A 24011-nucleotide genomic window follows, 5' to 3' on the forward strand; every position below is an offset into this window, starting at 1 on the left:
TCATGACCCCGAACGACAGCCACAACAGCTCGCGCCCGGCAGCCACCGCGCTTCCCGCACCCGCGGCGCTTCCCACACCCGCGGCCGACCGGAGGCGGTGGTTCGCGCTGGCCATCGTCATGACGGCGGCCTTCATGGACCTCGTCGACGTGACGATCGTCAACATCGCGATCCCCTCGATCCAGAAGGACGCGGGCGCGAGCTTCAGCCAGATCCAGTGGATCACCGCGGGATACGCGCTGGCGTTCGCCGCCGGACTGATCACCGGCGGGCGGCTGGGCGACATCCACGGCCGCCGCCGGCTGTTCCTGATCGGCATAGGCGGCTTCACCGTCGCCTCCGCGCTGTGCGGCTTCGCCGCGAACCCGGAGATGCTGGTCGCGTCCCGCATCCTCCAGGGCGCCATGGCCGCGCTGATGGTGCCGCAGGTGCTGTCGATCGTGCACGCCACCTTCCCGCCGCACGAGCGCGGCAAGGTGTTCGGCATGTTCGGCGCGATCATCGGCCTCGGCGCGGTCTCCGGACCGCTGCTCGGCGCGCTGCTGACGGAGTGGAACCTGTTCGGGCTCGAATGGCGGCCGATCTTCCTGATCAACCTGCCGGTCGGCGTCGTCGCCTTCCTCCTCGGCCGCCGCTTCATCACCGAGTCCAAGGCCCCCAAGGCCCTCAAGCTGGACCTGGTCGGCGTGGCCCTGGTGACGCTGGGCCTGCTGATGCTGCTCTACCCGCTCACCCGCGGCCGCGAGCTGCACTGGCCGCTGTGGGGATACCTCTCGATGGGCGGCGCGGTCGTGGTGTTCGCGGCGCTGGTGGCGTACGAGCGGCGCAAGGCCGGCCGGGACGGCTCCCCGCTGATCGAACTGTCCCTGTTCCGGGTCAAGAGCTTCGCCGCCGGCATCGCCGTACAGACCGTCTTCGGTGTCGCGCTCGGCGTCTTCTTCCTGGTGTGGACGCTGTACATGCAGATCGGCCTCGGCTGGTCCCCGCTGCGCGCCGGACTGACCGGGGTGCCGTTCTCGATCGCGGTGTCGACGGCGGCCGGGATGAGCGTGCAGAAGCTGGTGCCGAGGTTCGGCCGGAAGGTGCTCCAGGCGGGCGCGCTGGTGATGGCGGCGGGCGTCCTCGTCTACATCTGGGAGGCGCACCGGTACGGCCAGTCCATCGCCTCCTGGCAGATGGCGCTGCCGCTGGTCGTGATGGGCGCCGGGATGGGCCTGATCGTCGCCCCGCTGACCGACGCGGTGCTCTCCGAGGTGCCGCGCGAGCACGCCGGGTCCGCGTCCGGGCTGATCAACACCGTGCAGCAGATGGGCAACGCGCTCGGCCTCGGCCTGGTGTCGGTGGTGTTCTTCGGGAGCGTCGGTGAACGGCTCACCCGCGACCAGGTCGGACCGGCCTTCGTGCACGCCTTCCAGCACGCCCTGTGGTGGGTGGCAGCGATCATGGGCGTCATCTTCCTGCTGATGTCCGCGCTGCCGAAGCGTCCGGCGCAGCACGTGGAGGGCGGGGCGGCCGAGGAGCCCGCCTCCGCCGGGGCGGAGGAGCGGGAGCGGGAACTGGTGTCCTGAGCGGGGGATTCGCGGGGCCCGTGGCCCGGCACCGAGCGGCGGTGCCGGGCTTCGCGCTGTCCGGCACCGAGCGGCGGTGCCGGACTTCGTGCTGTCCGCGGGCCGGATCCCTTCCGGGCGGGGGCCGGGGAGGGGAGTCTGATCGTGCCCGGTTCGTTTCCGAACCTGTTTACTTTCCGGGCCGACGGGCGTAGCCTCCGGGAAAACCACACGTTCGGGCATGAGGCGGAGGCAAACGGACATGTACGCACCGGAGCGGCAGCAGGAGATCCTCCGGATCGCCCGTGACGGCGGCCGGGTGGACGTGCTGTCGCTGGCCGCGGAGTTCCAGGTGACGGCGGAGACCATCCGCCGCGACCTGAAGGCCCTGGACCGCGCCGGTCTCGTCCGCCGGGTGCACGGCGGCGCCATCCCGGTCGGCCGTCTCGACTTCGAGCCGGACCTCGCCGAGCGCGAGGGCACCGCCGCCGACGAGAAGGACCGCATCGCCAAGGCGGCCCTCGCCGAGCTGCCCGCCGAGGGCACGATGGTCCTCGACGCCGGTACGACGGTGGCGCGGCTGTCCGCGGCCATCCCGCTGGAGGCCTCCCTCACCGTCGTCACGCACAGCCTGCCGATCGCCGCCCGCCTCGCCGACCACCCCGGTATCCAGCTCCATCTCGTCGGGGGGCGCGTACGGCACCGTACGCGCGCCGCCGTGGACGCGTGGGCGCTCCGCGCGTACGGCGAGATCCGCGCCGACGTCCTGTTCGTCGCCGCCAACGGCTTCTCCGCCGAGCACGGTCTGACCACGCCCGACCTCGCCGAGGCCGCGGTCAAGCGGGCCGCGATCGCCGCCGCCCGCCGCGTGGTGCTCCTCGCCGACTCCACCAAGCACGGCCAGGAGCACTTCGCCCGCTTCGGTGACCTGAGCGACGTGGACCTGCTGATCACCGACAGCGGGCTGAGCCCGGAAGACGCCGCCGTCATCGAGCGCGGCGGCACGGAAGTAGTGCGCGCATGATTCTCACCGTCACCCCCAACCCGTCCCTCGACCGCACCTACGAGGTCCCCTCCCTGGAGCGCGGCGAGGTCGTCCGCGCCACCGGGGAGCGCGTCGACCCCGGAGGCAAGGGCGTGAACGTGTCGCGCGCCGTCGCGGCGGCCGGGCGGCGCACGGTGGCCGTCCTGCCGCTCGGCGGGGCACCGGGCGCACTCGTCGCCGGCCTGCTCGACGCCCAGGGCATCGAGGTCGCCCCCGTCCCGGTCGCCGGGGCCACCCGCTCCAACATCGCCCTCGCGGAGGCCGACGGAGTCCTCACGAAGATCAACGCGCCCGGCCCGGAACTCACCCCGGCCGAGCAGGAACGGCTCCTGGAGACCGTGCGCGAGCAGTCGCCCGACGCCGACTGGATCGCCTGCTGCGGCAGCCTGCCCCGGGGGCTCGCCCCGGCCTGGTACGCCGATGTCGTCACCCGGGCGCACGCCGGGGGCGCACGCATCGCGCTGGACACGTCGGGGCGTGCGCTCCTGGAGGCGCTGCGCGCCCGGCCCGACGTGGTGAAGCCCAACGCCGGGGAGCTCGCGGAGGCCGTCGGGCGCACCCTGGCCACCGTGGGCGACGCTGTGAAGGCGGCCGAGGAACTGCGCGGAATGGGCGCGCGTGCGGTGCTGGCCAGCCTCGGCGCCGACGGGCAGCTGCTCGTGGACGAGGCGGGCGTCTGGTTCGGCAGCGCGCGCGTGGACGCCGTACGCAGCAACGTGGGCGCCGGCGACGCGGCGCTGGCCGGCTTCCTCATCGCCGGCGGCAGCGGCCCCGAGGCACTCGCCTCCGCAGTGGCCCACGGCGCCGCCGCCGTCCGGCTCCCCGGCAGCGTCATGCCCACCCCGGCCGACCTGGACCCGGCCGCGGTCACCGTCACGGCGGACATCCCCGCCGACCGCGAACTGACGGAGCCGGCGCCGTGAACGGGCGCGATGTGGTGGCGGGAGGCACCGGCGGTGTGGATCCCCGCGCCTTCCGGGGGCCGGTCACCGGTGCCGTGAGCGGCCTGGCGTGTCATGGGGTGCGTGCGGGCGTCGTGGGCGGCCTTGTGTCACTGGCACGTCCGCGCGGCGCGAGCGGCTTCGCGATGAATGGGGCGCGTGCGCGCGTTCCGGGTGCGCCTGTGTCCGAGTGGGCGCGTCCGGACGTCGCCGCGGGCGGGTTCGCGTCCGAAGGGGTGCGGGCCGGTGGCGGCGGCGGACTCCCGGTTCCGGCGGCGCGTCCTGGTCTTGGGAGCGTCTTCTGGTGTCGTGCGGCGCGTCCCGGGATCAGGCGGCTCGGTGGCAACGCCGGGGCTCCTCGGCCGGACGTCCCCTCCCCACCGGACGTCCCCTCACCACCGGACCCGGAACGGCGAGGCTCCTCGATACTCGCCGCACCGGCGGGCCCGCAGGGCACCCCGAGCCGCCCCGCCCGCCCCAGGAGGCGGGGTCTGCCCGGCCCCGCCTCCGGCCACCCGCCGGGTCACTCCCCGCTCCACCCCGCTGTTCCGCCGAGCACCCCCGTCCCCACCCCCGCCCACTCCACTCTCCGGGCGACACGCGTGCAGAGGAGCCCGCGATGAGCGACATGATCACCGCGGACCTGGTCGATCTCGACCTGTCCGCCGACACCAAGGAAGCGGCGGCGCGCGCCCTCGCCGAGCGCATGGTGAGCCTGCGCCGGGTCACCGACCTGGAGGGCTTCCTCGCCGACGTGGCCGCCCGTGAGGCCCAGATGCCGACCGGCCTCGACGGCGGCATCGGCATCCCCCACTGCCGCAGCACCCACGTCACCGAGCCGACGCTCGCCTTCGGACGCAGCGCCCTCGGCGTCGACTTCGGTGCGGCGGACGGCCCGGCCGACCTCATCTTCCTGATCGCGGCCCCCGCGGGCGCCGACGACGCCCACCTGACCATCCTGTCCTCCCTCGCCCGCCAGCTGATGAACACCGAGTTCACGGCAGCCCTGCGTTCCGTGGCCGACGCGGCCGCGGCCGCGGCGCTGATCCGCGGCGAGCAGGCGCCCCCGGCGGCGGGTGCGGCGGATCCGGGTGCCGCGAGCGCCTCCCCCGACTCCGCTGCGGCACCGGTGGCGGCCTCCGCCGGCGCCGCAGCGGACAACCCGGCCGCGGCTACCGGGCCCGCGGCGGGCGGTACGGCTCCTGCCGCCGGTCCCGCTGTGGACGGCAGGGCCCCTGCCACCGGGCCCGCGGCGGACGGCGCGGCCCCCGCGGCAGGCGTCGGCGGGGCGTCCGGGCGGCCCTTCCGGATCGTCGCCGTCACCTCCTGCCCCACCGGGATCGCCCACACCTACATGGCGGCCGAGTCCCTGGAGAACGCCGGGCGGGAGGTGGGCGTCGAGCTGGTCGTGGAGACGCAGGGCTCGGCCGGCTTCACCCGGCTCGACCCGGCGGTGATCCAGGCGGCGGACGCCGTGATCTTCGCGCACGACGTCCCCGTACGGGACAAGGACCGCTTCGCCGGCAAGCCGACCGTTGACGCCGGTGTGAAGGCGGGCATCAACCGGCCCGCCGAACTCATCGAAGAGGTCCGCGGGAAGGCGGCGCGCGGCGAGGTGACCTCCGGCGCCGCCCCCACCCCGGTGGACCGGGCGGGCGACGCCTCCGAGGGCTACGGCACCAAGCTCCGCACCTGGCTGATGTCCGGCGTGAGCTACATGGTCCCGTTCGTCGCGGCCGGCGGTCTCCTCATCGCCCTCGGCTTCGCGATCGGCGGCTACGAGATCAAGTCCGCGCCGTCCGTCCTGCACCACTTCGTGTGGACCCAGTCCGACAGCTGGGGCGCCCTGCTCTTCCAGATCGGCGGCGTCGCCTTCGGCTTCCTCGTCCCGGTCCTGGCCGGCTACATCGCCTACGGTATGGCCGACCGGCCCGGCCTCGTCCCCGGCTTCGTCGGCGGTGCGATCGCCCTCACCATCAACGCCGGGTTCCTGGGCGGGCTCACGGCCGGCCTGATCGCCGGTGGCGTGGTGATGGCCATCCAGAAGGTCCGCGTCCCGGCGGCCATGCGCGGCATCATGCCGGTGGTGGTGATCCCGCTGATCTCCTCGGCGGTGGTCGGCTTCCTGATGTTCGTCGTCATCGGCAAGCCCATCGCCACCGGACAGAAGGGCATGACCGACTGGCTGAACGGCCTCACCGGCACCAACGCCGTCCTGCTCGGCGCCCTGCTCGGCCTGATGATGTGCTTCGACCTGGGCGGCCCGGTCAACAAGGTGGCCTACACCTTCGCCACGGCCGGTATCGCGGTGTCCGACCCCAGCGACTCCGCGATGAAGATCATGGCCGCGGTGATGGCGGCCGGCATGGTCCCGCCGCTGGCGATGGCCCTGGCCACCACCGTGCGCGGCAGGCTGTTCACCCACACCGAGCGGGAGAACGGCAAGGCCGCCTGGATCCTGGGCGCCTCCTTCATCTCGGAGGGCGCGATCCCGTTCGCGGCGGCCGACCCGTTGCGGGTCATCCCGTCCTCCATGGTCGGCGGCGCGCTCACCGGCGCCCTGTCGATGGCCTTCGGCGCAACGCTGCGCGCCCCGCACGGCGGTGTCTTCGTGGTGCCGTTGATCGGCAACCCGTTCCTCTACCTGCTCGCCATCGCCGCCGGCATGTGTGTCACGGCGGGACTGGTGGTCGTCCTCAAGGGCATGCGCGGGGTGCCGCGGGAAGCAGTGGCCGGCGACGCGGCCGTGGACTCCGGGGCGGCGGCGAGGGAGGCCCAGCAGCCGGTCGCGGCCTGACCCGGGCCGGCCCGCCTCTTGTCCCTTTGGCGTGCTGTGAGTTGTTCACGGCACCTGCGAGATACGTCACGGTCCGGGACCAAAGTCCCGGGCCGTGGTGTGTACTGGGGGCTATGCCTGAGCATGTCTCGACTCTCCAGCTGGCCGGCGTGGTCTTTCTCGCCGTCGCGTCCCTGGCCTGGCTGATCGGGCTGACCCGCCTGGTCCGCCAGCTGTGCCGTCCCGGCGTCGAGTCCGCGGCGGGGTACCGCGCCGGTGCGCTCATGGGCCTGCCCCACCAGCGGCAGGCGGGGCCGCCGAGAGAGGTGGTCGAACTGACTCCGGCCGAGCAGGACGCGTTCGCTGGATTGGTTCGGCGGCTCGGGCACGGTTAGTTTTTGGGCGGCGGAGTGGTCCAGGGGGCTTGAGGTCGTTCTTCGGCCGCGGGTGCGTCGTGGCTGGTCGCGCCCGCGCGGCGGAGCCGCAGATCGACACAGCCCCGCGCCCTTTCGGGGCGCGTCGCCCTGGCCCCCTTCGGGGCGCGGGCCGTTTCTGCCTCGGTCAGGGCTGGCGGGTCGCTCGGTGTTCCATTGCTGTGCGGGCTGCCGTTTCTGTGGTGTAGACCTCGCACATGTGGCGGCCGTCGGGGGTGGCCGTGTGCTCGACCTCCCACAGGGAGACCTCGCTGCCGTCGGGGAGCAGGAAGGCGTGCTCGTACAGGGCGAGGCTCAGGTTAGTGTGGCCGGTGCGGGCCGGGCGGCCGAACGCCTGGGTGATCTGGTGGCCCGCCGCGGTGGCCAGCAGGGCCGCCGTCTCGCGGTCCGGCCGGTCCGTGTTCTCCGCCCGGCGCAGCAGCCGGCGCACGTGGTCCGCCGAGTCCTCCGGCGCGTACACGTGCCGGGGCTCGGGGATCGCCGACAGCTGCGTGAGGGCCGGGAGCTCGAAGTCCGGTGTGTGCGGGGGCAGCCCGAGCCGGCTCGTGGCCGTGTGCAGCTCCTCCTCGTCGACGTACACCTCGTGCTCGGTGCCGCCGCCCGGGGCGGTGTTGTGGACCAGCTCCCACAGGGTGACCGCCGAGCCGTCGGCGAGCAGCCAGGTGTGCCGGTACGTCTCCCGGTGCAGGCCCGCGCTGTGGTGAGCGGAGTGCAGCGAACTGTCGTGCGCCAGCGCGCAGTCCAGCCGTCGCAGCACCTCGTCGGGCAGCTCGAAGGAGTTCAGGGCCCGGCCGAGCAGTCGCGCGAGGTGCTCCTCCGGAGACTCCGGCGACTCGGCGGGTTCGTACGCTGCCGTCTCGTACGGAACGCTCAAGGTTTCTCCCGGCATCGCTGCATGTCACCTTGTGGGTGCATACCGTAGCCCCTCGGTCGGACATCGTGCTCGGGAACCGGGAAAACGTCTGCCCGGAAAACGCGCGGGCCGCGCGAGGAGTTCCCGCGCGACCCGGCCCCGCCGTCAAACCCTGCCGGTCAGGTGGCACTTCCGGCGACCCAGGCGCTCCAGGACATGTTCCAGCCGTTGAGGCCGTTGTCCGGGTCCACCGTCTTGTCGTGGGAGTTCTTCACGACGACGACGTCCCCGATGAGCGAGTTGTCGTAGAACCACTTGGCGTTGGTGGCGCCCTGGCCGCCCTTCACGTCCGCCATGCCGACGCAGCCGTGGCTGGTGCCCTCACGGCCGAAGGGCGGATTGCTCCGGCTGTACCAGTAATTGCCGTGGATGAACGTGCCGGACCGCGTCAGGCGCATCGCGTGCGGCACGTCGGGGATGTCGTACTCGCCGCCGAGGTTGACCGTCCTGCTGTCCATCCGGGTCTGCTGGAACTTCTCGGAGATCACCATCTGCCCGTTGTACGTCGTGTGCTGCGGGCTGCCCGTGGAGACGGGCACGGTCTTGATCGTCCTGCCGTCCCGGACCACCGTCATGGTCTGGGTGCTGACGTCGACCGTGGACACCTGCGAGCGTCCGACGGTGAAGGACACCGTCTTCTTCTGCACGCCGGTGACGCCCTTCGCGCCTTGCACGCCCTCCAGGTCGATGTTCACCGTGACCTTGGAGCCGGCCTTCCAGTAGTGCTCGGGACGGAAGTCCAGCCGGTTGTTCCCGAACCAGTGGCCCACCACCTGCTGGCCGCTGCTGGAGTCGACCGTGATGTGCGACTGCACGGCCTTCTTGTCGGTGATCGCCTTGTCGAAGTCGAACCGCACCGGCATGCCCACGCCGACGGTCGTGCCGTTGTCCGGAGTGAACGTGCCGATGAAGCTGTTCGCCCGGGTGACGGTGGTGAAGATGGAGTTGGCGGCGGCGGTGAGCCCGTGCGCGTCCTTCGCGGTCGCCGCGATCTGGTACTTCGTGCCGCGCTCCAGCTGGGCCTTCGGCTTCCAGCTGGTGCCGTCCGCCGATATCGCCCCCGCCACGGCCTGTCCCGACCCGGCGACCGTCATCTTCACATCGGTCAGCTTGCCGCCGCTGACCTTCACACCGGTCGCGTTGATGGACGCGTTGGTCGCCCCGTCCTCGGACGAGATGACGATCTTCGCCGTCGACGTCTTCGGGGTGCTCTCCTTGTGACTGCCGGTGGCCTTGCCGTCGTCGCTGGCGCTGGCGTTGCCGCCACAGGCGGTCAGGGTGAGGGCGCCGACCATCAGGGCGGCACAGGCCACCAGTGTGCGCCGCGCTGCGGTGTCCGGCGTTGTCACGGGCTGCTCCAGGTTGGTGTGATGTGCGTGGTCCGTCCAGGCGTCAGGAGAGAGGGCCGGGACACCGGGGCAGGTTCCCGCCGGTGACCGTCAGCGCCCTGACGTGACAGAACCGCGACAATTCACGGTCTGGAGCCGTACAACTCGCCGTACGACGGCCACACTCCACCGGGTCCGTCCACCGGCTCGGCCGCCCGGACCGCCTGGACGATCGCGCGGGTCACCAGGTCCGCGCCGGCCGCGAGGATCTCGTTGAGGGCCAGGGGGTGGCCGTCGAGCGGGAGGTCACCGGTCGCCAGGGCGAACACGGTGTCGCCGTCGTGCAGGAGGTGCACCGGTCGTACGGCGCGGGCGATGCCGTCGTGTGCCGTGCCCGCCAGTTTCTGCGCCTGCGCCTTGGACAGGTCCGCGTCGGTCGCGACCACCGCGAGCGTGGTGTTGAGCGGTGGCGGCGCGTTCCGGGCGGCGGCCTCGTCGAGCCGCCGCCGCGCGGCCTCGTGCACCGCCGCCCGCGGGTACTCCACCCGTCCCTGGAAGAACTCCCCGTACAGGGCGCCCGTTTCGGGGTCCAGGACCGACCCGGCGGCGTTGGCCACGACCAGGGCGGCCACGGTGATCCCCGAGCCGAGCAGCGTGCTCGCGCTGCCCACCCCGCCCTTGAGCCGCCCCGCCACGGCTCCCGTGCCGGCGCCCACGCAGCCCTCCCGCACCGGCGCGCCGGGCTCGCTCGCCGCGGCCGCCTCCACCGCCGCACGCCCCAGCGCGGCATCCGGACGGGCGCCGAAGTCCCCGCCCCGGCCGAGGTCGAAGACGCACGCGGCGGGCACCACCGGCACGACGTGCGCCGGGTCCGCGCCGACCGGCACCCCGCGCCCCCGCTCCTCCAGCCAGGCCATCACCCCGGACGCAGCGTCCAGTCCGTACGCGCTGCCCCCGGTCAGCACCACCGCGTCCACGCGTCGCACCACGTTGCGCGGGTCGAGCGCGTCGGTCTCCTTGGTGCCGGGACCGCCGCCGCGCACGTCCACCGAGGCCACCGCGCCGCCCTCCGGGGCGAGGACCACGGTCGTGCCGGTGAGCCAGCCGTCCCCACGGCGATCGGCGTGTCCCACGCGCAGCCCGGCCACATCCGTCAATGCGTCCACTGTCATGGGGGCCAGTCTGGCGCAGCGGCGACGGACGACGGCGGCTCCGTGGCGGGCCGCCGCTCCACGGCTTGCCGGCGTCGCCCGGACCCGCGGACCCCGTCGGGTCAGGCCGCCGGTGTGGTGGGCAGGGTCCGGTCCCGGGAGGCCATGCGGGCCGTCAGGGTGGTGCCGGTCGCGACCGCCGCGGCCGACACGAGGCCCGCCGCGAGGACCGCCCAGGTGCCGAGGAAGGTGCAGCAGATCACCAGCAGCGCCGTGCCCGGCAGCACCAGCTGCTGGGCGATGCCCACCTTGAAGTGCCGTGAGTGCAGCACCCACACGGTCAGCAGGTACAGCGCCGTCGGCAGGGTCACCGCGGCCGAGGCGGACAGCGTGGAGATGTGCGCGGCGCCGACCGCCTGCTCCACCGCCACCTCCAGGCCCGCCCCGATCGCCGCGGCCGACGCGAAGATCAGGTAGTGGCCGTAGCCCCACAGGAACGCCTGTCCGTTGGAGCGCAGGTGCCCGTGGATCGGCACCACGAAGTAGATCCACCACGCGGCGAACACGATCAGCAGCCCGCCCGCCGCGATCGGCAGCAGTTCGCCCAGCGCGTCGTGGTCGTCCACCGCGGACTTCACGGCGACCGTGGCCCCGGCGACGCTCTCCCCGAGCACGATGATCGTGAACAGGCCGTACCGCTCGGCGATGTGGTGCGGGTGCCAGGGCGTCTCCTGGGCCCGCTCGGCGAACACCGGCACCGCCAGCTCCACGATCACCATCACCAGGAACGCCCAGGGCCGGGCCGGTTCCGGCAGCAGCACCAGGCCCAGCCAGCCGACCTGGCACAGCAGCACCCCGGCCGCGTACCTGAGCGCCACGGTCCGTTCCGCGCCGGCCGCCGACCTCGCGGCCCTCAGCCACTGCGCTGCCATCGCCACGCGCATGATCAGGTAGCCCAGCCAGACCAGCAGGAAGTCGTGGTGGTCGAACGCACGGGACACCCCGGCCGCCAGCACCAGTACGCCGGCGATCTGCACCAGGGTGACGACCCGGTAGAGCGCGTCGTCGTTGTCGTACGCCGACGCGAACCAGGTGAAGTTGACCCACGCCCACCAGATGGAGAAGAACACCATCGCGTAGTTGAGGATCCCCGCCCCCGCGTGGCCCTCGGCGACGGCGTGCACCAGCTGCACACCCGCCTGGGCGATCGCCACGACGAAGCACAGGTCGAAGAAGAGCTCCAGCGGGGACGAGACGCGGTGCGGCTCGTCGCGCCCGCGTGCGGTCAGTCGGCGCAGGGGTCCCTGGCGCTGGGGTGCGCTCGGTGAGGCGGAGGCTGCAGCGGAACTCGACGTCATGCCCCCAGGACAGCAGAAATCCGGGCCGAAATCCTGTTGCCAGATTCACAAGTGCACAAGCGGATGGGCTGTCCTGGACCCCCGGTCGGCGGTCCCGTGCCCCCGGTGGGCCGGAGGGAGGGCCGTACCCTGGAGGCATGAGTACCGCCCCCGAGCCCGCGCCCCGCGACCCGAAGGCCGCGCTGATCTTCGACGACCCGCTGAACCAGCAGTCGTCGGACGACACCGACCGCGGGTGGGGCGAGCGCGGGGACGCCGACAGCGCGGCCGACCTGAAGCGCTTCCTCGACGAGAAGCCGCCCCACCACCTCTGAGCGACCGCCCGGAGAGCGCTCAGCGGGCGTCGTGCCGGGGACCCCGCTGGTTGATGATCGCGTCGTGCTGCCCGCCGCGCTGGGCGACCAGCGCGTCCCGGATCTCCTTGAGGACCTCCAGCTCGGTCACCTCGACGCCCTCCTCCGTCGCCGGAACGCCCTCGCGGGCCTTGCGGCGGGCCTCCTGCCGGGCCAGGTACTTCGCCATCGGCAGGACCATCAGGAAGTAGACCACCGACGCGGTCACCAGGAACGTCAGCGTCGCGCCGAGCACGGAGCCCCACATCAGCTGGATGCCGTGCGTCCCCTTGCACGAGCTGCTGAGACACGTGCTGTAGTTGTCCAGGTTCTGCGTGCCGACCGCGCCGACCAGCGGGTTGATGAGTCCCTTCACCACCGAGTTCACGATGTTCGTGAACGCGGCGCCGATGACCACCGCGACCGCCAGATCGACGACGTTGCCGCGCATCAGGAAGGCCTTGAAGCCCTGCAAGACGCTCGGTTCCGTCTTCTCCTTCTTCGCGCTCACCTCGGGGACTCTCCTCGTATCGACAGGGTGTGGAACAAAGCGCTCCGCAACATACGGCACCGAGCGGCCGTCGTGTCCAATCCTGTAGCTCGATCGTGGGGCCGATCGTGGGGCCGATCGTGGGGCCGATCGTGGGACCGGTCGTGGGAGCGATCGGGAGGCTGATCGCGGGTCCGGCCGGGGGGCCGTCGAGCGGACGGGGCCGTGGGGTCGGGGTCAGCACAGGGTCACCGCCAGCCGCGCCGTCGCGCTCGCGCCCACCAGACGGGCCGCCGCACCGCGCGGCACCGACAGCACGACCAGCGCGCCGTCCCCCTCCGTGTCCGCCAGGGGCTCGGGGACCTGCGCCACCCGCACCCCGCGCGCGAGCACCCGCGCCCGGCCTCCGGTCGCCGGGTCCTCCGCCGCGATCACATCCACCCGGTCGCCGGGGCGCAGCAGCCGGACGGTCGCCGCGTCCGCGATCCGCACCGGCGCCGTCACCATCCGTGCGCCGGCGGTAGCGACGGCCGCTCCCGGAGGGCCGGGCCGCTGTGCGGGCCGGGCCAGGGGACGCCCACGGGCATGCTCGGCAGGGTGCGGGTCCGCGGCGGTCCGCGGCCCGGCCGCCACCAGCGCCGCCGCGGTCACGACGAGGCCGGCCGCCACGGCCCGCCCGCGCCGCCGTACGAGGCGTTGCAGCCGGTACCGCCCGCCGCGCACCCGCACGGGCGCGAAGTCCGGGACCTCGCGGGTCGCGGGCGCGTCCGTGCCGAGCGGACGCGGGAGGCGGACCGGCGGCCCGGCGGGCGAGTGCGGCAAGGCTGAGGAGGACCAGGACGGGGAGGAGAGCGAGGAGAGCGAGGGGACGGAGGGGACGGAGGAGAGGGAGGAGGGCGAGGACATGACGGGCATGGGGGTCACCGCCTGCGACGAGGGATCCGGTTGGCCCTGCCACGATGACGCCTCGCGCCGAAGTCCGCCGGAGCCCGTGGACTACCGACGGGTTGTGGACAACTCGCTCACCCGAACGCGGAGTTCCGCCCTCGCAACGCCCAACACCCCTCAGGGCAGCTCGAACCCAGGATCCATCCCGCCGAGCGAGTCCACGCACAGGCAGTCCCGCGCCGCCGTCTCCGGCAGGGCCGCCACCGCGTCGAAGAGAACACCCCGCAGCCGGTCCACGTTGGCGGCGAAGACGCGCAGCACCTCCTCGTGGGAGACGCCCTCGCCGGTCTCGGCGCCCGCGTCGAGGTCGGTCACCAGGGTCAGCGAGGTGTAGCAGAGCTGGAGCTCACGGGCGAGGGCCGCTTCCGGGTGGCCGGTCATGCCCACCACCGACCAGCCCTGCGCCTGGTGCCACAGCGATTCGGCGCGGGTCGAGAAGCGCGGCCCCTCGACCACGACCAGCGTGCCGCCGTCCACCGCCTCCCAGTCCCGGCCCCGGGCCGCCTTCAGCGCGGCGGCGCGGCCGTTCGGGCAGTACGGGTCGGCCATGGACACGTGCACCACGTTCGGCAGGCCGCCGCCGGGCAGCGGCAGCCCGTCGAAGTAGGTCTGCTCGCGGGATTTCGTACGGTCGACCATCTGGTCCGGCACCAGCAGCGTGCCCGGCCCGTACTCGGCGCGCAGGCCGCCCACGGCGCACGGGCCGAGGACCTGGCGGACGCCGACGGAGCGCAGCGCCCACAGGTTGGCCCGGTAGTTGATGCGGTGCGGCGGCAGATGGTGGCCGCGGCCGTGCCGGGGCAGGAAGGCGACCCGCCGGCCGGCGATCTCGCCGAGGAAGAGGGAGTCGCTGGGCGGCCCGTAGGGGGTGTCCACCCGGACCTCGGTCACGTCGTCGAGGAACGAGTAGAAACCCGAGCCGCCGATTACGCCGATCTCTGCGTTCGCCATGACAAGCACATTAGACGAGCGTGCGAGCCCGCGAGACGCCCCCACGGGGACGCGGGAGGCCGGTGCCGGGAGACCGGCGCCGGAAGACCGGTGCCGGGCTGGCCGGTGCCCCAGACCGGTGCCGGACAACGCCGAAGACCCTGCCGTCGTACGACGGCAGGGTCCCCGGAAAAGATCTCAGGCGGCCGAGCTGCTCGCGGAACCCGTCGAGGAGGAGGACGACGAGGACGTCGACGAGGAAGACGTCGAAGAGGAGGAGGACGAGGCCGACGAGGACGACTTGGCGTCGGACGACGACGAGCTCGACGCGGCCGGCTTCGACGCCGAGCTGCTGCTCGACGAGGAGCCGCGGGAGTCGTTGCGGTAGAAGCCGGAGCCCTTGAAGACGATGCCGACCGCGGAGAACACCTTCTTCAGGCGTCCCTGGCAGCTGGGGCACTCGGTCAGGGCGTCGTCGGTGAACTTCTGCACCGCCTCAAGGCCCTCGCCGCACGCGGTGCACTGGTACTGGTAGGTCGGCACTGTCTTCCTCCTGGCACTCTCACTCAATGAGTGCTAACGACGGTCCATAGTGACGTATTCCGTGGGATCAGTCCACTGTCACCGGCACGCGGTGACCGACGCCACGTGCGACGGTGCGGTTCCGCGCGCGGGGCGCGAGCCGCGAGCGCAGCGCCAGCAGGGTCGCCAGCGCCAGGACCGTGCCGCCCATCGGCACCAGGAACCCGGCACCGCCCCACAGCCGGTCCTCCAGCTGGCCGGCGACGGTGACGGCGGCGGCCTGGCCCAGCGCGACGGCACCGGTCAGCCAGGTGAACGCCTCGGTGCGGGCGCCGGCCGGGACCAGCCCCTCGACCAGGGTGTAGCCGGTGATCAGCGCCGGGGCGATGCACATGCCGACCAGGAGGCCGAGCCCCGCCAGCAGCAGCGCGGAGTGCGCCGTCCACAGGGCGGACGCGGTGAGCGCGAGCGCGACGTAGCCGATCACCAGGCGCCGCTGCGGGGCGACCTTCCAGGCGATGGCTCCGCAGGCGATGCCGGACAGCATGTTGCCGGCGGCGAAGGTGCCGTACAGGACGCCGTTCAGGCCGGGCTCGCCGATCGACTCGGTGAAGGCCGCCAGGGCGACCTGCATGCCGCCGAAGACCGAGCCGATGCCCAGGAAGGTCACGGCCAGCACGCGCACGCCCGGGATGCGCAGCGCGGAGACGTGCTCCGCGCGCGCGTGGCCGGCCGGGGGCGTCACCGACGGCTGCGTGCCCTTCTGGGCGGCGAACAGCAGGCCGCCGACGAGGGTCAGCCCGGCCTCGGTGACCAGGCCGGCGGCCGGGGTGACGGAGGTGCACAGGGCGGTGGCCAGCAGCGGGCCGAAGACGAAGGTCAGCTCGTCGGTGACGGACTCGAACGCGGCGGCGGTGGTCATCAGCGGCGAGTTCCGCAGCTTCACCCCCCAGCGGGCCCGCACCATGGGGCTGATCTGCGGCACCGAGGCGCCGGTCGGGACGGCCGCGACGAACAGTGCCCACAGGGGTGCGTGCGCGAGGGCGAGCGCCGTCAGCGTCAGCCCGGACAGGGTGTGCACCAGGACGCCGGGGAGCAGGACGGCGCGCTGCCCGTAGCGGTCGGCGAGACGGCCGCTGTACGGCGCGAACAGGGCCATGGCCACGCCGGTGACGGCCGCGGCGGCGCCGGCGGCGCCGTACGAGCCGGTGGTGTGCTGGACGAGCAGCACGATGGAGATGGTGAGCATCGCGAACGGCTGGCGTGCCGCGAAGCCGGGGAGCAGGAACGTCCAGGCGCCGCGGGTGCGCAGCAGCCGGCCGTATCCCGGTCGGGGCGGAGCGGGCGAGTTCGCCGCCTGCTCGCTGGTGACCGTGGACGCCACGGCCCGTGCCTTTCTTCGGCCTGGTAGCGCGCCCGTCGTGGGGGCGCCGAAAGCTGTCCTCTCGCGCGGAACTGCGGTAGATACCGGAGCCTCTGCGATAAGGGTGTCCCGGCCGCCATACGGTCGCGCCAGCTCTGCGTCAGGCGGAGTTGGTTCGATCAGTGTGCCTTTATCCTACAGGGATCAAGGGCTTGTGTGCCTGTGAAAGCGAGCACGTCAGGGACGTATGCCTGGGATTGAGCGGCTCCCTAGGGGCGTGTTGGGGCGCATTTAAACCGAAATGAACCCCTGCGGCCGCTAGCGCGTCCCGTTCGTGCCCAGCCAGCCCGCCAGCTTGCCGCCGTGGGCGACCGCCCGCAGCCGGCGTTCCGCCGCGTCGCGGACCGGGTCGGTGGCGACCACGAGGAGTTCGTCCCCGTGCCGCAGCACCGTCGACGGCAGCGGAACGAACGATTCTCCTCCGCGCACGACGAGGGTGACCGCGGAGCCGGCGGGCAGCCGCAGTTCGGCCACCTCGACGCCGTGCATCCGCGAGCCCTCGGGGATGGAGATGGACAGCAGGTGCCCGCTGAGCCGCTCCAGGGGCGCCGACTCGATGCCGAGGTCGGCCGCCTCGCCCTTCTCGCCGAGCCGCAGGGTCCGCGCCAGCCAGGGCAGGGTCGGCCCCTGGAGCAGCGTGTAGACGACGACCAGGACGAAGACGATGTTGAAGATGCGGTGGCTGCCCGCGACGCCGTTCACCATCGGGATCGTCGCCAGGATGATGGGCACCGCGCCCCGCAGTCCCGCCCAGGACATCAGCGCCTGCTCCGCCCACGGCACCCGGAACGGCGCGAGGCTGAACACCACGCTCAGCGGGCGGGCCACCATGGTGAGCACAAGGCCGGTCACCAGGGCGGGCCAGACGTCGTCGCCCAGTTCGTGCGGGGTGACCAGCAGACCGAGCAGGACGAACATGCCGATCTGGGCGATCCAGCCCAGCCCCTCGGCGAAGCCGCGCGTGGCCGGCCAGTGCGGGAGCTTGGCGTTGCCGAGCATCATCGAGGCCAGGTAGACGGCCAGGAAGCCGCTGCCGTGCGCCAGGGAGCCGGCCGCGTAGGCGGTGACGGCGATCGCCATGACGGCGATCGGGTAGAGACCGGAGGCCGGCAGGGCCACGTGCTTCAGCCCCCAGGAGCCGAACCAGCCGACCGCGAGCCCGATCGCGGCGCCGATGGCCAGCTCCAGGGCTATCTCGCCCAGCAGGACGTACCAGTGGTCGACCGGGCCGGCCGTGGAGAAGGCGACGACCAGGATGACCACCGGGGCGTCGTTGAAGCCGGACTCCGCCTCCAGCGTGCCCGTCACGCGCGCGGGGAGGGGGATCCTGCGCAGCACCGAGAACACCGCCGCCGCGTCCGTGGAGGACACCACGGCCCCGATGATGAGGGCCTGCCGCCACTCCAGCCCCACCAGCAGATGCGCGCCCGCCGCCGTGACCCCGACGCTCACCGCGACGCCCGCCGTGGCCAGCACGGAGGCGGACGGCAGCACCGGCCGGACCTCTTTCCACTTGGTGCCCAGACCGCCCTCGGCGAGGATCACGACCAGGGCCGCGTATCCCATGACCTGGGTCAGTTCGGCGTTGTCGAAGTGGATGTGCCCCACGCCGTCCTGGCCCATGAGGATGCCGATGCCCAGGTAGACGAGCAGGCTGGGGAGCCCGCTGCGGGACGAGAGCCGTACGGCCGCCACGGCGACGAGCAGGACGATTGAGCCGACGAGCAGAAGCTGGTTGAGGTGGTGAACAGTCAGCGGCGCTTCCTCCCCTGAGTACTTTCACGGCAGTGCTGGCGCGGTCCCGGTACGTGCGTGCGCGGTCCCGTTACTTCGTTACCTTACCTAACTCTTGACGCTTTCTTGACGCTCGGCCGGGCAAGATCGAACGTCCGTGCGTGCTTGTTCCCGACTCCGCGTCAAGTGGCACGGAGCCCTGCGCCTATGGTTGCTCCAGCACTCCAGTACCGCCTGCCGCTCGCGTTAGGACAGCAAGGACAGCGATGCCCCCCAACACCACCGCCACAACGGGTGACAAGCCCGGCAAGTCCGGCAGGAAGAAGGGGCGAAAAGCCCGACTCGTCGTGCTGGTGCTGGTCCTGGCCATCATCGGCGGCATCGCCTACGGGGCGTACTGGTCGATCAGCACCGTCCGCGCCTCCTTCCCGCAGACCACGGGAACCATCACGCTCGACGGCCTGTCAGGCCCGGTCGACGTGAAGCGGGACGGCTACGGCATCCCGCAGATCTACGCCTCCTCGCCCCAGGACCTCTTCATGGCGCAGGGGTACGTCCAGGCGCAGGACAGGTTCTACGAGATGGACGTGCGCCGCCACATGACCTCCGGGCGCCTGTCGGAGATGTTCGGCAAGAGCCAGGTCAAGAACGACGAGTTCCTGCGGACCCTCGGCTGGGACCGGGTGGCGAAGAAGGAGTACGACACCAAGCTGTCGGCCTCCACCAAGAAGTACCTCCAGGCGTACGCCAAGGGAGTCAACGCCTACCTGCACGGCAGGAGCGGCAAGGACATCTCCCTGGAGTACGCGGCCCTCGGGTTCACCAACGACTACAAGCCGGTCCAGTGGACCCCGGTCGACTCGGTCTCCTGGCTCAAGGCCATGGCCTGGGACCTGCGGGGCAACATGCAGGACGAGATCGACCGCGCCCTGATGACCAGCCGTCTCGGCCCGCAGCAGATCGCCGACCTGTACCCGGAGTACCCGTACGGCCGGAACAAGCCGATCGTGCGCGAGGGCCAGTACGACACGCTGACCAAGAGCTTCCAGCAGGGCGGCTCGCAGAGCGGCTCCCAAGGCACGTCGGGCACGACCGGCACGGCGAACGGCTCCGGCACGGGCGGCTCCGGCACCTCCGGCTCGGCCCTCACGTCCCAGCTGACCAGCCTCAACAAGGTCCTCGACAACGTCCCCACCGCCGTCGGCGTCAACGGCCACGGCATCGGCTCGAACTCCTGGGTCGTCGCCGGCAACTACACGATCACCGGCAAGCCCCTGCTCGCCAACGACCCGCACCTCTCCCCGTCGCTGCCGTCCGTCTGGTACCAGATGGGCCTGCACTGCCGCACGGTCTCCAGCGCCTGCCCGTACGACGTCACCGGCTACACCTTCGCCGGCATGCCCGGCGTGGTCATCGGCCACAACGCCGACATCGCCTGGGGCATGACCAACTCCGGGGTCGACGTCACCGACCTCTACCTGGAGAAGCTCACCGGCGACGGCTACCTGTACGACGGCAAGGTGCGCCCGTTCACCAACCGCGAGGAGACCATCGAGGTCGCCGGCGGCAAGGCCAAGAAGATCGTCGTCCGCCAGACCGCCGACGGCATGCCGCTGCTGTCGGACCGCGACGACGAACTCGTCGAGGTCGGCAAGAAGGCGAGCGTCGCGTCCGCCGCCCCCGACCGCGGGGACGGCTACGGCATCGCCCTGCGCTGGACCGCCCTCGACGCCGGCACCACCATGGACGCCGTCTTCGCGATGGACCGGGCGACCGACTGGAAGGACTTCCGCGCCGCCGCCGCCCTGTTCGACGTGCCCTCGCAGAACCTGGTGTACGCGGACAAGAAGAACATCGGCTACACCCTGCCGGGCAAGATCCCCACGCGCTCCGCGTCGGACGACGGCTCCATCCCCGCGCCGGGCTGGGACAAGAAGTACCGCTGGACCGGCTTCATCCACGAGGACGAACTGCCGTACGAGTTCAACCCGAAGCAGGGGTACATCGTCACCGCCAACCAGGCCGTGATCGACAAGGACAAGTACCCGTACACCCTCACCACCGACTGGGGCTACGGCACCCGCAGCCAGCGCATCACCGACCTGATCGAGTCCAAGATCAAGGACGGCGGCAGGATCTCGCCCGACGACATGCGGCAGATGCAGCTGGACAACAGCAGCGAGATCGCCAGAATGCTGACGCCCTACCTGCTGAAGATCGACCTGAAGGACCCCGACGTCCGCCAGGCGCAGAAGCTCCTGGAGGGCTGGGACTACACCCAGACCTCCGACTCCGCGGCCGCCGCCTACTTCAACGCCGTCTGGCGCAACATCCTCAAGCTCGCCTTCGGCAACAAGCTGCCCAAGGAGCTGCGGGTCAAGGGCCAGTGCCTATGGGTCGACAAGATCGACAGCACCGGACCGCTGGACGACGACACCAAGGTGCGCGAGTGCGGCGAGCGCGACGCCGACCAGGCCCAGCCCGACGGCGGCGACCGCTGGTTCGAGGTGGTCCGCGACCTGCTGGACAAGCCGGACAGCGACTGGTGGAAGACCCCCGCCTCGCGCGCCAACGCCCGCCCCGGCGCCGTCAACCGCGACCAGCTCTTCGCCCGCGCCATGATCGACGCCCGCTGGGAGCTGACCGCCAAGCTCGGCAAGGACATCGACACCTGGAGCTGGGGCCGGCTGCACCGGCTGTTCCTGAAGAACCAGACCCTCGGCACCGAGGGCCCCGGAATCCTGCAGTACGTCCTCAACCGCGGCCCCTGGAAGCTCGGCGGCGGCGAGGCCGCGGTCGACGCGACCGGCTGGAACGCGGCCGGCGGCTACGGCGTGGAATGGGTGCCGTCGATGCGGATGGTCGTCAACATGGCCGACCTCGACAAGTCGAAGTGGATCAACCTGACCGGCGCCTCCGGGCACGCGTACAGCGCCCACTACACCGACCAGACCGACAAATGGGTCAAGGGTGAGCTGCTGCCCTGGTCGTTCTCGACGAAGGCGGTCGACGACAGCACGAGCGACACGCTGGTTCTCAAGCCCTGAGGCCCGGCCCCGCCCGGCACACGGCCCCTCCACGCGCGCGTGGAGGGGCCGTTCGTCCTCCCTACGGGATGCAGGGCGTCACGCGCGGAAGCGGCGCACGCCCGACGGCGTCACCACGGCGTGCACGGGGCGGTCGTGCGCCTCGGCCGGCACCCGGTCGACGACCTCCGTGTCGTAGAGCAGCACCACCAGGGCCGGATGCGCGCCCGCGCGGTCCAGGCGGGCCAGGACACGGTCGTACGACCCTCCGCCGCGGCCCAGCCGCATCCCGCGCCCGTCCACCGCGAGACCGGGCAGCAGCACGCAGTCCGCCGATGTCACGGCGTCCGGGCCGAGACGCTCGCCCGACGGCTCGAACAGCGCCATTTTTCCGCCATGCTGAATCCGCGCCAGCGAGTCCGGACCGCCGTACTCGCCCCAGTCCAGGTCGTTGTCCGGCAGCAGCGCGGGCAGCAGGACCCGCGCGCCCCGCGCGCGGAGCGCGTCCAGCAGCGCGCGCGTGGGGGGTTCGCTCCCGACGGAGACGTACGCCGCCACCGTGCGCGCACGCGCCAGTTCGGGCAGGTCCCGCGCGCGTTCCGCCAGCGTGCGGCCCGTCCCCGCGACGACATCCGCCGTCAACCCGTTCCTCACCGCGAGGAACTCGCGCCGCAACCTCCGCTTGTCAGGCTCGGCCGTCCGTCCGACGTTTTCCACAGGCCGTTCTCTTACCCTTCTCAATATGCTCAGATGAGGGCTCTCTCATCAGAACCACAGATTCCCAGCAAACACACCGGATAAGGTTGCGGGCATGACTCAGTCCCCCCACCCCAGGATCAGCAAGGCTGTCATTCCCGCGGCAGGCCTCGGCACCCGGTTCCTGCCCGCGACCAAGGCCACTCCCAAGGAGATGCTGCCGGTCGTGGACAAGCCGGCGATCCAGTACGTGGTCGAGGAGGCCGTGGCGGCCGGACTGGACGACGTCCTCATGGTCACCGGGCGGAACAAGCGCCCCCTGGAGGACCACTTCGACCGCAACTACGAGCTGGAATCTGCGCTCGGCAGGAAGGGCGACGCCGCGCGGCTCGCGAAGGTGCAGGAGTCCAGCGATCTCGCCACGATGCACTACGTGCGCCAGGGTGACCCCCGGGGGCTCGGCCACGCCGTGCTGTGCGCCGCCCCGCACGTCGGGCAGGAGCCCTTCGCCGTCCTGCTGGGCGACGACCTGATCGACCCCAGGGACCCCCTGCTCCAGCGCATGATCGATGTTCAGGAGCAGCACGGCGGCAGCGTGATCGCGCTCATGGAGGTCGCCCCCGAGCAGATCCACCTCTACGGCTGTGCCGCCGTGGACGGCATGGTCGACAACGACGTCGTCAGGGTGACGGGCCTGGTCGAGAAGCCGGACGCGGCGGACGCCCCGTCGAACTACGCGGTCATCGGCCGCTATGTGCTGGACGCGGGCATCTTCGACGTGCTGCGCAAGACCGAGCCGGGCCGCGGCGGCGAGATCCAGCTCACCGACGCCCTCCAGCAGATCGCCCAGGAGGACAAGGCGGGCGGCCCGGTGCACGGCGTCGTCTTCAAGGGCCGGCGCTACGACACCGGGGACCGGGGCGACTATCTGCGTGCCATTGTCAGACTCGCGTGCGAACGTGAAGACCTGGGCCCGGACTTCCGTGCCTGGCTTCGCAGTTACGTAGCCGAGGAGATGTAGCACGTTGAGCAGCACCGCGACCCGTTCCGCCGGCCAGGACCACCTGTGGTCGGTGGACGAGCACCTGGAGGACATCCTCAGCACCGTCCGCCCCCTCGACCCGATCGAGCTGCAGCTGCTCGACGCCCAGGGCTGCGTCCTGGTCGAGGACGTCACGGTGCCGCTCTCCCTGCCGCCCTTCGACAACAGCTCCATGGACGGCTACGCGGTGCGGGTCACGGACGTCGCGGGGGCCAGTGAGGAGTACCCGGCCGTCCTGGAGGTCGTCGGGGACGTCGCGGCGGGCGCGGCCGACCTCGTCCGGGTCGGCCCTGGCCAGGCCGCCCGGATCATGACCGGCGCCCCGCTGCCCCCGGGCGCCGAGGCCGTCGTACCCGTCGAGTGGACCGACGGCGGGCTCGGCGAGGGGCCGGTCAGCGGGATGCGGGCGCGCAGCCTGTCACCCGAGGGCGCCGAGGGCCAGGTGCGGGTGCACCGCCCCGCGGAGGCACGCGCGCACGTGCGTGCCAAGGGCAGCGACGTCAAGGCCGGCGCCCTCGCGCTGGAGGCCGGGACGGTCCTCGGCCCGCCGCAGATCGCGCTGCTCTCCGCGATCGGCCGCGGCACGGTGCGGGTGCGCCCGCGCCCGCGCGTGGTCGTCATGTCCACCGGCAGCGAGCTCGTCCAGCCCGGCGAGTCCCTGGCCACCGGGCAGATCTACGACTCCAACAGCTTCGCCCTGACCGCCGCCGCCCGGGACGCGGGAGCCATCGCCTACCGGGTGGGTGCCGTCGCCGACGACGCCGACACCCTGCGCTCCACCATCGAGGACCAACTCGTCCGCGCCGACCTGATGGTGACCACGGGCGGCGTGAGTGTCGGGGCGTACGACGTCGTCAAGGAGGCGCTGTCCCACGTCGGGGACGAGGACGAGCCGGGTGCGGGCGTGGAGTTCCGCAAGCTCGCCATGCAGCCCGGCAAGCCGCAGGGCTTCGGCTCCGTCGGCCCCGAGCACACCCCGCTGCTGGCCCTGCCCGGCAACCCGGTGTCGTCGTACGTGTCCTTCGAGCTGTTCGTCCGGCCCGCGATCCGCACCCTGATGGGCCTGCCGGACGTACAAAGGCCGACGACCCGGGCGACGCTCGCCGGGGACAAGTCCCTGACCTCGCCGAAGGGCCGCAGACAGTTCCTGCGGGGCAGCTTCGCCGACGGTGCGGTGACCCCGGTCGGCGGCGCCGGCTCCCACCTGATCGCGGCCCTCGCGCAGGCCGACGCGCTGATCGTCGTACCCGAGGACACCGAGTCGGTGGAGCCGGGCGCCGAGGTCGAGGTGGTCCTGCTCGGCTGAGCGGCCCGGCTTGGCGGTACCGTGTCGCGCACAGAGCAGGTCCGTGCACCGCACCGCGACGGGCCAGGA

General features: G+C 72.2%; 20 protein-coding genes. 9 read left to right on the forward strand and 11 right to left on the reverse strand.

Features of this window, described 5'->3' with window-relative positions; translation table 11 throughout:
- The first annotated feature begins 119 nt into the window (after window positions 1-119).
- The 5 genes from DBP14_RS20270 (at window position 120) to DBP14_RS20290 (ending at window position 6704) form a co-directional block, all read left to right on the forward strand.
- Window positions 120-1568: an MFS transporter gene (locus DBP14_RS20270; RefSeq protein WP_129311982.1), complete on the forward strand. Its 1449-nt coding sequence runs from the start codon at window positions 120-122 to the stop codon at window positions 1566-1568.
- A gap of 241 nt (window positions 1569-1809) precedes the next feature.
- On the forward strand, window positions 1810-2571 hold the full coding sequence (locus DBP14_RS20275) for a DeoR/GlpR family DNA-binding transcription regulator (RefSeq protein WP_129308575.1): 762 nt from the start codon (window positions 1810-1812) through the stop codon (window positions 2569-2571).
- Entirely contained in the window at window positions 2568-3515 is a 948-nt protein-coding gene (gene pfkB / locus DBP14_RS20280; protein ID WP_129308576.1) for a 1-phosphofructokinase, read from the forward strand. The genes DBP14_RS20275 and pfkB overlap by 4 nt, the downstream gene beginning before the upstream one ends.
- Window positions 3516-4152: 637 nt before the next feature.
- Window positions 4153-6330, forward strand: coding sequence for a fructose-specific PTS transporter subunit EIIC (locus tag DBP14_RS20285; protein WP_129308577.1), 2178 nt, complete (start codon window positions 4153-4155; stop codon window positions 6328-6330).
- 113 nt (window positions 6331-6443) lie between these two features.
- Window positions 6444-6704 carry a hypothetical protein gene (locus DBP14_RS20290; RefSeq protein ID WP_129308578.1) on the forward strand — a complete coding sequence of 87 codons (261 nt, stop codon included), beginning with the start codon at window positions 6444-6446 and terminating at the stop codon, window positions 6702-6704.
- A gap of 166 nt (window positions 6705-6870) precedes the next feature.
- Here DBP14_RS20290 and DBP14_RS20295 read toward each other — a convergent pair whose 3' ends face one another.
- The 4 genes from DBP14_RS20295 to DBP14_RS20310 form a co-directional block, all read right to left on the reverse strand.
- Entirely contained in the window at window positions 6871-7617 is a 747-nt protein-coding gene (locus tag DBP14_RS20295) for a DUF6227 family protein (RefSeq protein WP_129308579.1), read from the reverse strand.
- A 158-nt stretch (window positions 7618-7775) separates the two neighbouring features.
- Window positions 7776-9005 carry an Ig-like domain-containing protein gene (locus DBP14_RS20300; RefSeq protein WP_206739312.1) on the reverse strand — a complete coding sequence of 410 codons (1230 nt, stop codon included), beginning with the start codon at window positions 9003-9005 and terminating at the stop codon, window positions 7776-7778.
- Between the two features lie 122 nt (window positions 9006-9127).
- On the reverse strand, window positions 9128-10156 hold the full coding sequence (locus DBP14_RS20305) for a P1 family peptidase (RefSeq protein WP_129308580.1): 1029 nt from the start codon (window positions 10154-10156) through the stop codon (window positions 9128-9130).
- A 101-nt stretch (window positions 10157-10257) separates the two neighbouring features.
- Window positions 10258-11493 carry a low temperature requirement protein A gene (locus DBP14_RS20310; protein WP_129308581.1) on the reverse strand — a complete coding sequence of 412 codons (1236 nt, stop codon included), beginning with the start codon at window positions 11491-11493 and terminating at the stop codon, window positions 10258-10260.
- A gap of 137 nt (window positions 11494-11630) precedes the next feature.
- Between DBP14_RS20310 and DBP14_RS36145 the strand changes: the two genes are divergently transcribed.
- Window positions 11631-11807 (forward strand): hypothetical protein, encoded by a 177-nt coding sequence (locus DBP14_RS36145; protein WP_164992370.1) that lies wholly within the window; start codon window positions 11631-11633, stop codon window positions 11805-11807.
- A gap of 19 nt (window positions 11808-11826) precedes the next feature.
- On the opposite strand, the gene mscL is transcribed toward DBP14_RS36145, so the two are convergent.
- The 6 genes from mscL to DBP14_RS20345 form a co-directional block, all read right to left on the reverse strand.
- Window positions 11827-12336 (reverse strand): large conductance mechanosensitive channel protein MscL, encoded by a 510-nt coding sequence (mscL, locus tag DBP14_RS20315; protein WP_277752717.1) that lies wholly within the window; start codon window positions 12334-12336, stop codon window positions 11827-11829.
- A 216-nt stretch (window positions 12337-12552) separates the two neighbouring features.
- Window positions 12553-13221: a hypothetical protein gene (locus DBP14_RS20320; protein WP_241740985.1), complete on the reverse strand. Its 669-nt coding sequence runs from the start codon at window positions 13219-13221 to the stop codon at window positions 12553-12555.
- A 159-nt stretch (window positions 13222-13380) separates the two neighbouring features.
- Window positions 13381-14214 (reverse strand): S-methyl-5'-thioadenosine phosphorylase, encoded by an 834-nt coding sequence (locus tag DBP14_RS20325; RefSeq protein ID WP_129308583.1) that lies wholly within the window; start codon window positions 14212-14214, stop codon window positions 13381-13383.
- 177 nt (window positions 14215-14391) lie between these two features.
- Window positions 14392-14736, reverse strand: a complete 345-nt coding sequence (locus tag DBP14_RS20330) for an FmdB family zinc ribbon protein (RefSeq protein ID WP_129308584.1) — start codon at window positions 14734-14736, stop codon at window positions 14392-14394.
- Window positions 14737-14803: 67 nt separating this feature from the next.
- Window positions 14804-16099 carry an MFS transporter gene (locus DBP14_RS20335; protein ID WP_129308585.1) on the reverse strand — a complete coding sequence of 432 codons (1296 nt, stop codon included), beginning with the start codon at window positions 16097-16099 and terminating at the stop codon, window positions 14804-14806.
- A 297-nt stretch (window positions 16100-16396) separates the two neighbouring features.
- Window positions 16397-17893 carry a potassium/proton antiporter gene (locus DBP14_RS20345; RefSeq protein ID WP_129308586.1) on the reverse strand — a complete coding sequence of 499 codons (1497 nt, stop codon included), beginning with the start codon at window positions 17891-17893 and terminating at the stop codon, window positions 16397-16399.
- A 245-nt stretch (window positions 17894-18138) separates the two neighbouring features.
- Between DBP14_RS20345 and DBP14_RS20350 the strand changes: the two genes are divergently transcribed.
- The gene (locus tag DBP14_RS20350) at window positions 18139-20919 is read left to right on the forward strand and encodes a penicillin acylase family protein (RefSeq protein ID WP_129308587.1); all 2781 of its coding nucleotides are present in this window, start codon (window positions 18139-18141) and stop codon (window positions 20917-20919) included.
- A gap of 78 nt (window positions 20920-20997) precedes the next feature.
- Here DBP14_RS20350 and DBP14_RS20355 read toward each other — a convergent pair whose 3' ends face one another.
- Window positions 20998-21615: a 5-formyltetrahydrofolate cyclo-ligase gene (locus DBP14_RS20355; RefSeq protein ID WP_129308588.1), complete on the reverse strand. Its 618-nt coding sequence runs from the start codon at window positions 21613-21615 to the stop codon at window positions 20998-21000.
- 94 nt (window positions 21616-21709) lie between these two features.
- Between DBP14_RS20355 and galU the strand changes: the two genes are divergently transcribed.
- Window positions 21710-22615 carry a UTP--glucose-1-phosphate uridylyltransferase GalU gene (gene galU, locus DBP14_RS20360; RefSeq protein ID WP_129308589.1) on the forward strand — a complete coding sequence of 302 codons (906 nt, stop codon included), beginning with the start codon at window positions 21710-21712 and terminating at the stop codon, window positions 22613-22615.
- Between the two features lie 4 nt (window positions 22616-22619).
- Window positions 22620-23942, forward strand: a complete 1323-nt coding sequence (gene glp / locus DBP14_RS20365) for a gephyrin-like molybdotransferase Glp (protein WP_129308590.1) — start codon at window positions 22620-22622, stop codon at window positions 23940-23942.
- Window positions 23943-24011 lie beyond the last annotated feature (69 nt).

The organism is Streptomyces sp. L2 (genome assembly GCF_004124325.1).
In the GTDB taxonomy this organism is placed as follows: Bacteria; Actinomycetota; Actinomycetes; order Streptomycetales; family Streptomycetaceae; genus Streptomyces.

Bases quoted from the DNA above. Each gene is read 5' to 3' on its own strand.
- DBP14_RS20270 (WP_129311982.1), top strand. From the start codon at position 120: ATGACGGCGGCCTTCATGGACCTCGTCGACGTGACGATCGTCAACATC.
- DBP14_RS20275 (WP_129308575.1), top strand. From the start codon at position 1,810: ATGTACGCACCGGAGCGGCAGCAGGAGATCCTCCGGATCGCCCGTGAC.
- pfkB (WP_129308576.1), top strand. From the start codon at position 2,568: ATGATTCTCACCGTCACCCCCAACCCGTCCCTCGACCGCACCTACGAG.
- DBP14_RS20285 (WP_129308577.1), top strand. From the start codon at position 4,153: ATGAGCGACATGATCACCGCGGACCTGGTCGATCTCGACCTGTCCGCC.
- DBP14_RS20290 (WP_129308578.1), top strand. From the start codon at position 6,444: ATGCCTGAGCATGTCTCGACTCTCCAGCTGGCCGGCGTGGTCTTTCTC.
- DBP14_RS20305 (WP_129308580.1), bottom strand. From the start codon at position 10,156: ATGACAGTGGACGCATTGACGGATGTGGCCGGGCTGCGCGTGGGACAC.
- DBP14_RS20310 (WP_129308581.1), bottom strand. From the start codon at position 11,493: ATGACGTCGAGTTCCGCTGCAGCCTCCGCCTCACCGAGCGCACCCCAG.
- DBP14_RS36145 (WP_164992370.1), top strand. From the start codon at position 11,631: ATGAGTACCGCCCCCGAGCCCGCGCCCCGCGACCCGAAGGCCGCGCTG.
- DBP14_RS20320 (WP_241740985.1), bottom strand. From the start codon at position 13,221: ATGTCCTCGCCCTCCTCCCTCTCCTCCGTCCCCTCCGTCCCCTCGCTC.
- DBP14_RS20325 (WP_129308583.1), bottom strand. From the start codon at position 14,214: ATGGCGAACGCAGAGATCGGCGTAATCGGCGGCTCGGGTTTCTACTCG.
- DBP14_RS20350 (WP_129308587.1), top strand. From the start codon at position 18,139: ATGCCCCCCAACACCACCGCCACAACGGGTGACAAGCCCGGCAAGTCC.
- galU (WP_129308589.1), top strand. From the start codon at position 21,710: ATGACTCAGTCCCCCCACCCCAGGATCAGCAAGGCTGTCATTCCCGCG.